Source organism: Pontibacterium sinense, from assembly GCF_015209595.1.
GTDB classification, from domain to species: domain Bacteria; phylum Pseudomonadota; class Gammaproteobacteria; order Pseudomonadales; family Balneatricaceae; genus Pontibacterium; species Pontibacterium sinense.
Map to the genome: position 1 here is coordinate 1 of NZ_JADEYS010000018.1, position 16,197 is coordinate 16,197.

Sequence of the window (16,197 nt, forward strand, 5' to 3'; positions counted from 1 at the left end):
ACACTGTAGGTACCTGGCAACAAGTCACCGGAACCTTTGGTCTGATTATCACTCAGGCCGAACGGTGAGCCGTAGTCGGAGGTGAAGTTAAACACCTGACTATGACCATCAGGATCGGTCTGTTTCTCAATGATGATCTGACCACGGTCAAGACGGTTGTAGAACGTACATTTCACGGTTTCGCCCGGATCCAGTTCAATGGCATTCGGATGAGAACCGTCGTCACAGGTGGCTTTATCGAGTTTCCAACCTGCAGGAACCGTTTCGCTAACACTGTAGGTACCTGGCAACAAGTCACCGGAACCTTTGGTCTGATTATCACTCAGGCCGAACGGTGAGCCGTAGTCGGAGGTGAAGTTAAACACCTGACTATGACCATCAGGATCGGTCTGTTTCTCAATGATGATCTGACCACGGTCAAGACGGTTGTAGAACGTACATTTCACGGTTTCGCCCGGATCCAGTTCAATGGCATTCGGATGAGAACCGTCGTCACAGGTGGCTTTATCGAGTTTCCAACCTGCAGGAACCGTTTCGCTAACACTGTAGGTACCTGGCAACAAGTCACCGGAACCTTTGGTCTGATTATCACTCAGGCCGAACGGTGCGCCGTAGTCGGAGGTGAAGTTAAACACCTGACTATGACCGTCGGGATCGGTCTGTTTCTCAATGATGATCTGACCGTTTTTGGTGTTGGTGAAGGTACAAACAACATGTTCACCATCATCAATGCTAATGGAGGCTGAACGGTTCACCACATTCCACGTGGTTGTACCGATAACTTCCTTATCATCCACACAAGACAGATCGGATAGATGATATCCGCTTGCACTTGGATCATTCTCCGTCACAACATATTCTCCCGCAGGAAGATTGACGAAGTTTTCAGTATCCGACACCGGCACGTTTTCCGTCACGGTGGTGATACTGAATGGACCCAGATCACCGTTGTAGCCAAAGGTATCGACGCCACCAATACTGATCTTCCTGATCTCAATGCTACCTGGTGCAGCCAGTTTGGTATTGGTATACACACATTCTACCGTTTCGCCTGCCTCTACATTGATAGTCGCTTGGCGATAAGTCGAACTCAACGGATTGTCATCCCCGACACTGTTACCGTCATCGCAGGTAATATCTGTTAGTGCGAAGAGCTGCAAGGCAGGATCATCTTCACTAACAAGATACTGGCCTGGTAACACGCTGCTAACAGTTTGCGTGTCTGTAGGAACAGAATCAGTTGTTACCAAATCTCTGAGTGACAGATCAGGACTGCTGCTAAAACTGAACGTACCACCCAGATCCAACAACTCATTACCCTCAGTCACTTTGGTAATGATGATCTGACCTCGCTGAGTGTTTTCGAAAGTACATTCAAATGCGTGCCCTGCATCAGCAGGAAGATCAACCTCGAACGTACATTCTGCCGAATCGTGGCTGCCGTCGGGATTAGTGACATCGGTGAGGTCCCAATCAGTCTGGGACAGCTCGGTCATTGTGTACAGGCCTTCACCCAACTCAATGCCACCGAAGTTCGCATGCCCATTCACATCAGTGGTATCAGAGACACCACCATTAAGGCCTGGGCCCGTCAGAGTGAACTGCCATCCTGCTTCATTGCCAGCGGGAAGTGTGACTTTCACCACCTGCACATTGGCCGGATCTGCTTCGTTGAAGAAGGAAACGCTGCCTTCACAGACTGGATTGTCTGCGGTACCCAAGTCTACGCTCTGCGGGTTTTGCTCACCGGCGGCAAGCGAGAAACCTGCGGTCGCCAGTTCCAGAACAGAGTATGTACCTGGGGCAAGATCAATCAACGTTTTCGTTTTGGTAGTATCTCCCGCATTGAAAACAATCTCATGCTGTCCGACGCCCTTATCAACATCAAACTTGAAGGTGACGGTTTCATTTCCGGTCAACACATCATCGATCATTTTCTCAATGGTCAATTCTGTTGTCGCACTAGACGAGAAGTTCGTATGCGCATTGGCGGTGAGCTTGTTGTTCGGGTCACCGTAATCCAGTGTCGCTATATCAGACAAGGTACCGCTGGTAATCCTTGGGTGATCCAGATACACCGTTTTATTGAATTCTACAAAGCCATCACTGCTTTGAGCATCAGAGACCCACGTAACATCATTCGTCGTCTCAGTACCCTGGACGTAACCATTCTGGAACGTACCCGCGGCACTGCCAGCGCTCAGCGAGTCGACAGAATAACTAAGACCAGCACCGGAAATGCTTTCGACGTCAGTGATAATTGCAGTCGCATTCAGCACATCACCTGGTGCAATCTCATCAACGAAGGCTTCCGCAATATCTACACCAGGCAGAGGTTCATTAGGGAATACTGAATCAAAGTAGGTCGCAGAGGCTATATCACGTAATCCGCTCACACTGGTCGCATTGAGGGTGACTGAATGAGTAAACATCCCATTAGAGTTTGGCTCCAACTTAATCAGAGGGGAATCTATCTCGTCCAGAAGCTGATCACCCGTACCCGGATCACCCCAAATTTCATCGTGAATTTCGACAAATACCGTCCGGTGTGATGGGTTGGTTGCTTTGATGTTAGTGGTTATCTCTATACCGCCAAGGCTGGGCGTCACCGTCCAGTCAATAGTAACCCGAACTTCTTTCTGAAAATCTTCGGGATTGATCCAGCAGGTATCACCAAAGTTATGAACAACCGGCGATGTTTCCTTGGTAAGGTTCCATACATTCAGCACATCCTGCTCTGCATGCATGTCTTTATCCAGTTCCTGAGGAAGGATTTCGTTGACTGGTAACTGGATACGTCTCTCACCAATACCACCGCTACTGAAATCGGTCTGTAGCAGAGCAGACTGCAAAGAGGAACCACTGAACTGACTGGCACCGATACCTAACCGCTGCGCATAGTCATAAATACATGTGGTGTCCGCAGGCTGCGTAAGAGTGGCTACGCGATAGATAACATCATTCACGCCACCGATTGAACCTGCGGTTTCAATGAGTTCTGGACCAACACTAAGCTCAGGACAGCTCGCATCGGATAATGAACTCTTAACAGGAACACTTATTTTGTCCCATCCGAGGAAATTTTTAAAATGGTCACCTACCAGCAGGAACGAGTAGGTTTGATTACCATTATTGTTTTGTAAGGTAACCCGATGGGGAACCCAATCGAGCTCTGCGTAGTTCTTACCGAGGTTACCCGTGGTCCACCCCGGCTCCGTACAGGTTGGAATCAAAGCGGTATTTCCTCCGGGGAATACCAAATCACCCTTTTCCAACCTACAACCTTCCAGGGTAAAGTTAACTTGTGTTGCTTCTGCTGCATAAGACGTTCCATAAAACGCCGCTAGTAGCAGGGCAACGAAAAACTGCATAAACCGCTTCATCAGCGGTATTTTCAAACATCGTGATAACGTTCGCATGTCTACCTCCCTTTGTCTTGCCGTCGCTCCGTTAAGCTAAAGACATTGAGGTAACGATACCGGTCATCGCCAGCATTCCGCCGCGATTCGCACACCACTTATATTATGTGCAAACATCGGTATCGTATTAATTTTCTTATTTAGTCCCCGTTACAAATCGAGACCCCCGTCCTTCCCCATCAAGGATTAATATCATTTTGAGCACACAACAGTACCCATCCGCCAAAAAAAGTAAGCAGACCTCGTGGGCAAGAGATATGGAAGATGAATCTTCCTCGCCCCTATGATTAAGCAACAAGCGAACCACATTTATATCTCTTTGTTTTTGCTATCTATTTATAACGAGAGGCTCGATAGACAATGCTTCATATGTAACATTTAGCTTACAGACATAAACATTATGTAAAGCGAAAATAACAGCGTACAGAGAAATAACCCTGAAAAAACAATAAGTAACTTTTAGCTTAAAAACCTATGACAAAATATTCAGCTTTATAACTTACGTTTCACATGTAAATTATCCGTTACACCCTTCCAATGAGAACAACTTACTTTTACACATTTGAAACAAAGCCACGTCACCGATAAGGAAATCTATACTTGAGAAAATAAGAAAAAAGATAAAGAAAATGCGATACGACGTTCAACACATACTCTGCCGCACCGCATTTTTGTGCGATTTTTTTTGGGATCTCGAAAGCCTTAGCCTTCAGGTTACACAAAGCAAAACTGACGCCAACATTAGTAACCTGTTGAAATTATATAGATCATAAAAGTCGCGAAATAACTCAGTAGTGGATCATTGTACTTAATATGTAACAAACCGATGAAAATACTGGCCGTATGGTGAAAATCGCCCAAAATAGCGATAAATATTGTTAAGTAAACTTAACACGTACCACCCTTTCCATATTCCGGCCTCAGTACGACTGTCCTACATGCATGGGATGCTCATTGCCAGATAGTTCCAGAATGATCGATCACTTTTTATTCAGCCAAACGTATGTTTTATTCCACAACTGTATAAGACATGATCAGTTGTTAATGCTAGGATGCGCTCCGTTAAAACAGTTTACAGCGTGTAAAGCAAACGATATGAAGTTGGCAATACGTTGTGGGGAACTGCTGTTTCGTCTGACTCGCTGGGTTTTGGTAGGGAAACTCGGCAGGTACAGGCACGCTTCATGCGTCTTCTTGTTGCCCGCATTCGTATCCGTACGCCTCTTATATCTTTCCGCTTTACCACCCGAATGGCTTAACGCATCCACCTTGGACAAGGACGGTCAACGGGAACATTGAGGTTACTGGATATACGGTCTCACTGACGAGAATCAGCCATAAGGGTCTGTCCGCGGGAAAACAGTACTGCGGTTATATACTTGAAAGATCCTCTCTGGATAAAGGCACAACCTGAGAAATCAGGTGTCGCAAAGTCACGGGTCCCATCTTTGTTGTGGGGACGGCCGCACTGCCGATGGAGAGCATACCCTCGCGCGTTAAGTACGCAGCTGTTGAGGATCTTTCGCAAACCCAATTTGCGGAGATTCTCATGACGCTTAAAGCGCCAACGCCTACACACACACTTGCAACACTGGGCCTTACATCAGCCCTGCTATTCACTTCAAGCTTCGCGGTATCAGCCCCACATCATGATCATGATGCACCTCAGACATTCGCTTCATCTTCAGAACAGCGTGCAACAACTGAAGTGCTCACCCAGAATCTCGTCAACGAACACCGTCTCTGGGCACAGTCCCGCGGTAATGGAAAAAAAATCGGTCTCAATCGCCTGATAGAACAAGCTGAGTCACGCCAGGCGGTGCTAGCTGAACTGGTGAAATATTCACCATCAGATGTGCTGAATGTGGCTATCGACTCATCCATGCGTGAATCGATGCCTGAAGCTCTGCAGAACCTTCTCGAACAGGATCTTGAGCTAGAAGGTGAGGTTGAAGCTCTTTACGAACACACGGATGATGGTAGCTACACACTACGTCAGTTCGTGAAAACATCTAGCGGTGATCGTTTCGAACTTCATACGGCTGGCAAAGGTAAAAACCTGCGCCATGGCCAGAAAGTATCTGTTGATGGCCTGCTTATCCCGGCAGGTGATGATCATGAGAATATCGATGGCTCCATCGCACTCGCGTCTGCCGATGACATTTTGATCATGGGCGCCACCAGTGGTGATAACGGTGGTAGTGCCTCCGTGCTTCCTAATACATTTGGTGAACGTAAAGTTGCTGTGCTATTAGTCAACTTCCAAAATGACTCATCCAATAAACCATGGAGCCATTCCCAGATACAGAATGTGGTGTTTGGTGAAGTTAGCGACTTCTTCAGCGAAAACTCCTATCAGCAAACATGGCTTAACGGTGATGTTTTGGGCTGGTACACAGTCCCGGTAGACAGCAACAACTGTCCAAGTAACTACTATAGCTATGCCGATCAGGCTGCTACATCTTCAGGTGTAAACCTGTCCGGTTATGACCATATTATCTATATGATTCCACCCGGCAGTAACTGCCCTTCCACTAACGCTGGCACGGTTGGCGGTAGCCCTTCTCGTGCATGGATCAGTGCAGCAACCGACGCACGTACAGTCGCTCACGAATTTGGTCATAACCTAGGACTACACCACGCACACGGCCTGAACTGTGAAGGTGACGTGCTGTCTTCAAACTGCCGTCAATACACCTATGGCGATGCATTTGACGTGATGGGCACCAAGTACGGTCACTTGAATGCAATGAATAAAGAACGTTTAGGATGGCTGGGACACAACCAATCCCCACCGATCGCCACAATTACCAGTGATGGTACTTATACGATTTCACCCATGTCTCCAAATAGCAGCGCTACAAAAGCACTGAAAATCAGTAAAGGGATCGATCCAGCAACAGGTCAGCAAAGCTGGTACTACATCGAATATCGCCAGCCAGTTGGTTTTGATGATGGCATCTTCGGAACAGGCACCTACGATTTCCCTGAGAACATCGCTAACGGTGTTCTGGTTCACAAAGCGATTGAAGGGGATGGCAACAGCAGCGATCTGCTGGATATGACTCCAGACAGTGTTGCCAAATCTGGAAGCTACGATCTGCGCGACGGTGCACTGGAGGTCGGCCATTCCTACACCGATAACGACGCTGGTGTAACCATTATGCCGTTATCGAATGATGCCAACGGCATTACTGTGAGTGTAAGTTTTAATGGTAATGGCGGCGGTGGCACAACCAACACAGCACCGGTAGCCGTGAATGATAGTGCAAATACGGCCGCTGGCAGCGCAGTAACTATCCCTGCCCTGTCTAACGACTATGATATGGACGGTGACAATCTGGCAATTACCGGCACCAGTGGAGTGAATGGCAGCGCACAGGTTTCTGGCGGTAATATCGTCTACACACCAAATACCGGTTTTAGTGGTATCGAGACATTTAGCTATACCATCTCAGACGGCAATGGTGCTTCAGATACAGGTACAGTTTCTGTAAATGTTGCAGCAGCGCCAAGCAACAGTGCGCCGGTTGCATGGAACGACACTGCCACAACGGACCAAGGTAGTGCAGTCACAATTCCGGTGTTGAGCAACGATTATGATGCTGACGGAGATACCATCAGCATTACCGGTACCAGCGGCGTGTATGGCTCTATACAGATCTCTGGAGGTAACATCCTCTTTACACCGGTGAGCGGCTTTAGCGGGACCGAAAACTTCACTTACGCTATCTCAGATGGTCACGGAGGCACGGACACCGCTACGGTAACCGTGACTGTGAACGCATCCAGTACTAATAGTGCACCCGTTGCCGTCTATGACAGCGTTCAAATTACCAGCAAGACATCTGTATCGATCCCAGTGCTGAGCAACGACTACGATCCAGACTCGGATGCGATCACCATCGTCGGAATAACTCAGGGCAATAAAGGCAGCGTATCCATCAGCAATGGTCAGCTGATGTACACGCCGGGTAGACGTTTCAAAAACAACGACACGTTCACCTATACCATCAGCGACGGTACGTTAACGGCAACAGCTCAGGTACAAGTACAACTGAACGCTGACTCTGGTAACACCGGCGGCTCTGGCGGTGGTAAAGGCAACGGTAAGAACAAATAACGTTCCTAGAGTAAGAGTAATTAAAAAGGGGCTGAGTGATCAGCCCCTTTTTTTATCCAGTCAGTCCGTTAATGGAATAGTGGATATGGGTTTTTTGCAGGAGGAGGACACGCGGAAGGTAGATCTTGATTGTCAGAGTAACAGATTGAACAATCTGCATTGTCTGAATCATCCACGCTTTCGCCACTGAATGCGCCATCTGCAGTTACAGTCGCAGTATTGGAGAACAACGCCTCTGGGTCTGAGAGGATATTGTCCAGAACTGTAAACACTGAGTAGGCTGTGTGCGAACCGTCCGAGTGATCCAACGTATCGCCAGTTGGCATATCTGGGAAGTAACACAGAGTGTCGCTCCAGTAAGCACCTGGTACGAGGTCCGGAAGGTTCATGACGCCGCCAAATGCCTCGGTGTCTGTTAGTTCTACATTCACCAGAGTTTCATCATCAACATCACCCAGGTTGGTCACTGTAATGTCTACACAAGCCTGTACACCAAGAATTGGGCCGTACGCGGAAGGAACCTCAACAAGACGAACCATTGGGTTACCACAGTCTTTAACAATATCTATTGGCGGTGGAGCGTTTTCTGGACAGTTTGGCGGATTAGCATTCGCGGTATCGCCGGTGTCCATTACCATAGGCTCATGACCATACTCAGTTGTTGCTTTCACTTTAGCCATGTTGCGGCCGTTTTGAGGCAGAGGTAAAGCACTATGACATGACACATCTAATACCACGTGCGCGCCTTCATTTAGCACAATGCCCGCCGTACTTTGCACAGTACAGTTGGAAAGAGATTCATCTACTACTAAGTTGCTCAGTTGACCATCACCTGTATTTTCTACACGCACTTTATAGTTATACGTCGCACCACCCACACCTCCGTTAATCAGCACGGGAGCAGACGGGCAGGTTTTAGTGACGCTGATATCAGGATCAGGCAGGACCGGGCTATAGCAGAAATCGATATGACTCAATCCCGCCCGGTTACCACTTTTCGAATTCGGTGAATGCAAGCCATCATCATGGGTTTCACCGGTTGTTGTATCACCTGGTGCATTTGCGTACAGGTAGCCATTGGCATTGGGGCCGCCCTTGACGATAACTGCATGTACCAAACTGTTATGAGAGACCCAGGTAAAAGTTTTATTGGCTGTCAGAATAATATCAACATTAATTGGACCATCTGGGTGATTACCGCCGCTCATTCCCAGCCCGTAGCTATCTTGAAATCTCACCGAATATTGATACCCCAACGCAGAACAGTCTGGGTTACCTGGCATAAATATTGGGCTAACCTCTGGACCGTCTCCCGTATGATTTGCTAACGCTGAATTGCTGCTTAATGTCAGGGCGCACACTCCGGCAATTGCAATACTCCGTGCCACTGTAAAGAGCGCACCGTGTCTACAGCGTTTTAAAATGGACATATCTATGCCCTCCTTAAGTGCTGTTAATTTTTAACACCCCGTCTTTTGGTAGAACAACGACGAGAACAGGAAAGAATATACCTGTGCATTAGCCGATCTTTAGTGATGGCTATAGCCACTACTTGCATCATTTAGCGCTATTCATGGCAGGTATTGTGCTACTCATTCCATACGCTTTAAGCCGATCTGCGCCACATCTAACTAATCTGTTCTTTCCGATGACAAATCGAACGTTCTTAGGCAACAGGAACAAGAGACCTTCTACCTATTCAAAGCATAAACCAGGCCAAACATATAACTAGTTGATACTTATAAACAAAATCACAGCATGGTCCCTGTATAGTGAATAGAACGTAATGTTTCGTTTACAGCACGCAAAGATTCTTATCTGTTTTGTATAGTGAATGAAGTATCACAAGCATGTATCTGACACATGCATTTCATAGGGGAACTCACTATCTGGACGAAAAGCTCTATAGAAAATGTGATTGATGCTTTTTTACAGCAAACCGTTCAACCAAAAGTGCATGGCGCTCTTGCTGTCAAACTCCGTCATTCTCAGCTATGACGGGATATGTAAATATTCTGAAATAAGTTCCCGTACAGTTGATCACTTATTATTCAGCCGAACGTATGTTTTATTCCACAACTGTATAAGACATGATCAGTTGTTAATGTTAGGATGCGCACCGTTAGAACAGTTTACAGCGTGTAAAGCAAACGATAAGACGTTGGCGATACGTTGTGGGGAACTGCTGTTTCGTCTGACTCGCTGGGTTTTGGTAGGGAAACTCGGCAGGTACAGGCACGCTTCATGCGTCTTCTTGTTGCCCGCATTCGTTTTCGTACGCCTCTCATATCTTTCCGCTTTACCACCCGAATGGCTTAACGCATCCACCTTGGACAAGGACGGTCAACGGGAACACTGATGTTACTGGATATACGGTCTCACTGACGAGAATCAGCCATAAGGGTCTGTCCGCGGGAAAACAGTACCGCGGTTATATATTTGAAAGATCCTCTCTGGATAAAGGCACAACCTGGGAAACCGGGTGTCGCAAAGTCACGGGTCCCATCTTTGTTGTGGGGACGGCCGCACTGCCGATGGAGAGTATACCCTCGCGCGTCAGTACGCAGCTGTTGAGGATCTTTCGCGAACCCAATTTGCGGAGATTCTCATGACGCTTAGAGCGCCAAAACCTACTCGACTACTCGCGACACTGGGCCTGAGTTCGGCCCTGCTATTCACTCCGGGCCTCGCGGTATCTGGTCCAAACCACGATCATGCTGCACCTCAAGCTTACTCCACCCCTGCTGCACAGCGTGCACAGGCTGAAACAGCCACTCAGGATCTGATCAATCAGCACCGTCTGTGGGTTCAGTCCCGCGGAAACGGTAAAAAACTGGGTCTGGCTAAACTGATTGAAAAGGCACAGGCGCGTCAGGAATTGCTGACCGATCTGGCTGAAACTAACCCAGCCGAGATTCTGCGAATCGCAATCCCTGCAGATGTAGCACAGGCGCTGCCGGCTGAGGTTCAGGAACTGATAGAACAGCACATCGATCTGAACGGCGAGTTGGAAGTGTCTTATCAGGACGATTTCAAAAACCCGGAAAATAGCCGATTGGTTCACCAGTTGAAGACCAATAATGGCAACAGTGTCAAACTGCACATCTCCGGCGATGCAGGTCCCCTGAACACCGGTAACCAAATCAATGCCAAGGGTGTTGTCTTCACCAACACTCAGGGTGAAGAGAACCTGGTAGTCGATGCTGAAGACGAAGGTATTCTGATGCTGGCCGTCGGCGGCGATGAAACCGGCGGCAGTAACGGTGGCACACCCGTCTCTCCATACAATACAGTTGGCCAGCAAGACACGCTGGTATTGCTGGTTAATTTTCAGGATAACTCTAGTCAGCAGCCTTGGTCCACCAGCCAGGTAAATAGTGCGGTATTCGGTGATGTCAGCAACTACTTCAATGAAAACTCTTATGGAAAAACCTCCCTTGTTGGTGCAACGAAGGGCTGGTATACGCTGCCGCTTAGCAGCTCCACTTGTAACAATAAGGACATCGCAACTGCAGCAAAACAAGCGGCAAGCAATGCCGGTGTAAACGTTTCTGCATACGACCGTTTCCTGTACATCTTCCCATACACCACCGCGTGCAGCTGGTCCGGTACCGCATTGGTTGGCGGTGCTGAGTCGTGGATTAACGGCACCATTGATATGGATGTGATCGCACACGAAATGGGGCACAACTTCGGCCTGCATCACTCCCACTCTCTGGCATGCAATGGCAGCACGTTGGGCGATAACTGCCAGAATCTGGAATACGGTGACGGCGTTGATGTCATGGGTTGGGCGTCCTCTAGCCACTTCGCACCGTTTCCTAAGGAATACCTCGGTTGGCTGAACCAGAGCAATACACCGAGCATCCAGCATGTAACGGGCGCAGGCACCTACCAGATTGAAGCGTATGCATCACAAACCAATGGCACCAAGGCGCTGAAGATACAAAAAGGTTTCGATCAGTGGGGTCACCCCGAGTACTACTATATCGAGTATCGTCAGCCGATCGGTTTTGACGCGACTATGACGAGTACTAATCCAAGCAACGTAATGAATGGTGTGGTCATTCGTACCGGCACCCCGGAAGAGAGCAGCAACACCAGTTTCCTGCTTGATATGACGCCGGAAACATATGACTTGTACACCCGTGATCCTGCACTGACGTTTGGACGCAGTTTCACCGATGCCGACGCTGGTGTAACAATCACAGCGGTATCCGGTGATCAGAACGGGGCTGTTGTTACAGTATCCATGGGTACTCAGAGCTGTGTACGCAGTAATCCATCTATCAACTTTACTCCGGCTCAGGGCCCATGGGTAAATGCGGGTACAGCAGTGAATTACAACGTTACCGTCACCAACAACGATGGTGCTGCATGTTCCTCCAGCAGCTATAACCTGTCTGCAAACACACTGTCGGGCTGGAATGCATCTTTCAGTGCTGCAAGCCTGTCACTGGCGCCGGGCCAGAGCAGCACGTCGGTACTAACTGTTTCTTCTGCAAGCAGTGCGACTGATGGTTTCTATGACATCAACGTATCAGCGGTCAGTGGTAACTACAGTAACAATGGTAATGTGACTTACGTGATTGATAACCCTGCGGCAAACACGCCACCGGTTGCTCAGAACGATAGCGCTACGACAAGTACTGGAAGTTCTGTAGTCATTTCCGTGCTGAACAATGACAGCGATGCAGACGGCGACAGCCTGAACATCACTTCTGTCAGTGGTGTAAACGGTAACGCAGTGATCAACAGCAACGGTACGATCACTTTCACCCCAGCGGCCGGTTTTGCAGGTACTGAAGTGTTTAACTACAGCTTGTCAGACGGTAACGGCGGTTCCGATAACGCCAGCGTCAGTGTCACTGTCAGTGCGGTGAACAATAACACGGCGCCGGTGGCGGTGAATGACAGCGTTACCATGACCAGCAAAACAACACAGACTATCTCCGTCCTGAGCAACGACTATGATCCAGAAAACGATACGCTGAGTGTTGTCGGTGTGAGTCAAGGCAATAAAGGTTCTGTCAGCATCAACAGCAACGGTACGATCCGTTATGTTCCGGCTAAGAGCTTTAAGAGCAGTGATTCCTTCACCTATACCATTAGCGATGGTCAGAAGACATCGACTGCAACCGTATACCTGAGCCTGTCTGGTGGCGGTTCCGGTGGTTCTAACGGTAAAGGTAACGGCAAGAATCGTTAAGCAATAACGTGATGTTTATTCGATAGATTCACTCACGAAAAAGGGCGACTCCTATAATGGGAATCGCCCTTTTCACTTCTAGTCCAGGTTAAACGGTTTTTACCCGCCTCCCCTTATAATTGGCACTAAGCAACAACTACAGATCAGCTCGTGCTAATGGACAATCGAAGGTTTCATTGTATCCACCCAGTAAGGCATGAGCTGCAGCAGTTGTGCCGTTAGCAAATGCGGACCGAACCAGCATGATCACTTCTTGTGTACTCAATGGATAATTCACATCGGAATTAGCCGTATTGAGAAGCGCTGCTGCGCTATGACGAAGTAATGCCTCGTGATCAGTATTTCCGCCTGCTTCCAATGCGCCTAGCAAGGTAATTTCTTTGTACTTACCTGGCAAGCCTGGCAGTTTTCCGCCTACACCGAACGCATCAACGTAAAGCGTTTCGATCGGTACAGGGCTATAAGGCGCAGCCCAGTTACCGAAGTGCTGAGGTTGTTTCCAGTAACCTGGAGTACAAGCTTCAAATACGCCAACAACAGTCAACGGTTCACAGTGGGCTGGCAGGTTGCCTGCAAGATCACCTAACGTAATCGGATTGTAGACACTGTCACCACTGTAGGTTGCGAGATAAGACAACGCACCAATCACCGTGGTGAAGTTACCAGATTCCTGAGTACCTCCACTTAGTGTCCATGGTCCATCACTAACAGCACCACCAGAACAGTCGAGTGTTGCGTATCGATGGAACGTAACACTACCTGTTGGTGTAGATAGCACACCGGATACAGTCGCTTTATCGTGAATCACAGTACCAACGTTCACTTGACCACCCTGAATATCAGTATCAACGTGGCCCGGACCTACACGTGTACCTGCGTGGATATTGGTTGCGATATTCGCATCCAGTTTATTCACGGTTAACGGTTCACAGTGATTGATCAGGTCAGCACGCACTTGGTTCAGCGTGATTGGGAAATACACCCCATCACCACTATAGGTCGCCAGATAGGACAGACCACCCGATGTGCTGGTCGTAAACGCGGTTGATTCAGCCATACCGCCAACCAGTGAAACATTTGTCTCACTCATTGGTGTACCCATACAGTTACCGGTTGAGTAACGATAGAAGGTCACCGTACCTGTCGGTGTACCCTGAGCACCGGATACAGTGGCTTTATCATGCACGGTATCACCGGCATTAACACTACCGCCCTGTATATCAGTTGCTACATGCGCGGGGCCCACCGTTGGTCCGGCATGGATGTTGGTCGCGATATTGGCCTGTACTTTATTCACAGTCAGCGGTTCACAGTGAGTCTGTAGATCCTGCTGAAGCTGCTGCAGGGTGATTGGGAAGTATTCCGTATCACCACTGTAGGCTGCCAGATAGGACAGACCACCTGAGGTTGTTGCTGTGAATGCGCTGGATTCAGCTTTACCACCCACCAAGTTAACGCCAGCCTGCGGTAGAGGTGTACCCGTACAATTGGCTGTTGAATAACGGTAGAAGGTCACAGTACCGGTTGGAGTATTACCTGCACCCGATACAGCTGCCTGATCGTGTACAGTATCACCCACATCGATGCTGCCACCTTTAATGTCGGTTGCAACGTGTGCAGGACCCACGGTTGGACCCGCATGGATAAAGGTCACGATGTTTGGTACACGTTTATTGACCGTCAGTGGCTCACAATGTCCACCTGCGGATACCAGACGCTTGTCCAGATCAGCGAGTTTGATTTCGTTGTAATACTGGTCACCACTGTAGGTTGCCAGATACGACAAACCACCCGACGCGCTCAGCAGGACGTTGCTGGATTCGGCCGTACCACCAGACATCGCTTTTACTTCCGTCATTGGTGAGCCGCTACAATTACCGGTTGCGTAACGGTAGAACGTCACAGTACCGGTTGGCGTAGGCGCTACACCGTCACCGTTAACAAATGCTTTATCGTGAACGGTTTCACCCACAAAAGCGCTACCACCGGTAATATCATTATGGCCTGAGTCATGGATATTGGTGACGACCGTTGCGTCTCGTTTGATCACGGTGAATGGTTCACAGTGTTCACCCGGTAACATCGCGGATGGGTAGTTGCCATCACCGGCATAGCTCACGCTAAACGACCACTCACCTGCTGCGGGTGTGAACGGTGTTGATTCCGCTGTCGCGGGGTTACCCGCACCCAAACCGACAACTTCCGCACTACCGCTCTCATTACCTGGCATACAATCCAACCCGGTATACCGCTGGAAGCTTACGTTTCCAGTCGGATCAGGCGGGTTTGTCACACCGGAGCCTGTGACGAATGCTTTATCGTGCACGTCGGTGAGTACCAGTACATCAGTCGCAAAAGTAATGTCATTGTGATCTTTGTCGTGAACTTCCGTGGTTACATCAGCCTGACAGAGCGGGAATGCACCCAATGCGTAATCTTTTAACTGCGCAGTGACTGACTGAGATGAACGAGTTTCTGCAATAAACGTATTGAAGCACCCCTCTTCCACGCCCAGTTTCGTCAGGTTAATACCACCCTCAAAGAAGGCACCATCCGGGAATGTGCCCGCTGAACCCGCTTTAGGTACAAACGGCCAAGGTGAACCGCTGTCATCTCCGGGGTTGTTGACGGTCGCACACGCAAAGTCATGCGCATCGCCGCAGTCACCACCCGAACCTAACATTTGAAGTGGTTTGTTTCCGCCTACCCATTCAAAGACACGAATCTCGCTGACCTTACCCCCTTTCACGAAGTCACTCAGTACGAGGATATCGCCAATTTGGTGGTTTCCGATAAACGGGTCTGCCGTGTTGGGATCGCCATCAATATCTACACTGACCTGACCCTTCAGGAACCAGAAACCGACCTGAGCATCACCACTGACAGCAAATCGGTCCAAACCGAAGAACAGTAAACGGTCGCCAGCATCGTGGACAACCGGTCCCACCGCTGGATAATCACTTGGATTAATATAGGCGGCTGCAAAAGCATCCAGAATCTGGTCTTTGTCAGGCGCCACATTATTTTCTGTACTTTGCCACTGTGATACATCACGTACGTCTTTAGAACCACCGCCGGTAAAGTAAGATATATCAACACTTGGGTCTTCATCTGCGCTGGATATAAAAACACTGACATCCGCAGCATCATCCCCGTCATATACCTCCTCCCAATCATCAGGGATCATCATCACAGGTGATGCGCCTTTGGCATCACCCTCTAATTCAAATAGTCCGAGTTCATCAACAGCCCACACCGCCGTCACAATCGCAAATAACGTTGAAAAAACAGCCGCGAACAGGAATGAAGAGGACCGGAATAACCTCGTGAGACCTCTCATTTTCAACCTCCCCGGTATACGTGCGTTACTGCTGCCCATGTACCGTGACCCGTCACTCGCGTCTTACTAGCAGAGCACCGGGTCTGGTTAATAAAATCTCCGCTTG

Annotated in this window: 5 protein-coding genes and 2 riboswitches; of the genes, 2 read left to right on the forward strand and 3 right to left on the reverse strand. The window is 48.8% G+C overall.

What is annotated here, in order from left to right; translation table 11 throughout:
• Positions 1-3,419 (reverse strand): prealbumin-like fold domain-containing protein (locus tag IOQ59_RS15970; RefSeq protein WP_193954456.1); only part of this gene is annotated, 3,419 nt, incomplete at its 3' end.
• A 1,392-nt stretch (positions 3,420-4,811) separates the two neighbouring features.
• Positions 4,812-4,895, forward strand: a riboswitch (cyclic di-GMP riboswitch).
• 73 nt (positions 4,896-4,968) lie between these two features.
• Between IOQ59_RS15970 and IOQ59_RS15975 the strand changes: the two genes are divergently transcribed.
• A complete protein-coding gene (locus IOQ59_RS15975; RefSeq protein WP_193954457.1) occupies positions 4,969-7,542 on the forward strand; it encodes an Ig-like domain-containing protein in 2,574 nt (857 codons plus the stop codon).
• A gap of 68 nt (positions 7,543-7,610) precedes the next feature.
• Here IOQ59_RS15975 and IOQ59_RS15980 read toward each other — a convergent pair whose 3' ends face one another.
• Positions 7,611-8,972, reverse strand: coding sequence for a hypothetical protein (locus IOQ59_RS15980; RefSeq protein ID WP_193954458.1), 1,362 nt, complete (start codon positions 8,970-8,972; stop codon positions 7,611-7,613).
• A 1,022-nt stretch (positions 8,973-9,994) separates the two neighbouring features.
• A riboswitch (cyclic di-GMP riboswitch) is annotated at positions 9,995-10,078 on the forward strand.
• A gap of 72 nt (positions 10,079-10,150) precedes the next feature.
• Between IOQ59_RS15980 and IOQ59_RS15985 the strand changes: the two genes are divergently transcribed.
• Positions 10,151-12,751, forward strand: a complete 2,601-nt coding sequence (locus IOQ59_RS15985; RefSeq protein ID WP_193954459.1) for an Ig-like domain-containing protein — start codon at positions 10,151-10,153, stop codon at positions 12,749-12,751.
• Positions 12,752-12,887: 136 nt separating this feature from the next.
• Here IOQ59_RS15985 and IOQ59_RS15990 read toward each other — a convergent pair whose 3' ends face one another.
• Positions 12,888-16,091: an Ig-like domain-containing protein gene (locus tag IOQ59_RS15990; RefSeq protein WP_193954460.1), complete on the reverse strand. Its 3,204-nt coding sequence runs from the start codon at positions 16,089-16,091 to the stop codon at positions 12,888-12,890.
• Between the last annotated feature and the right edge of the window lie 106 nt (positions 16,092-16,197).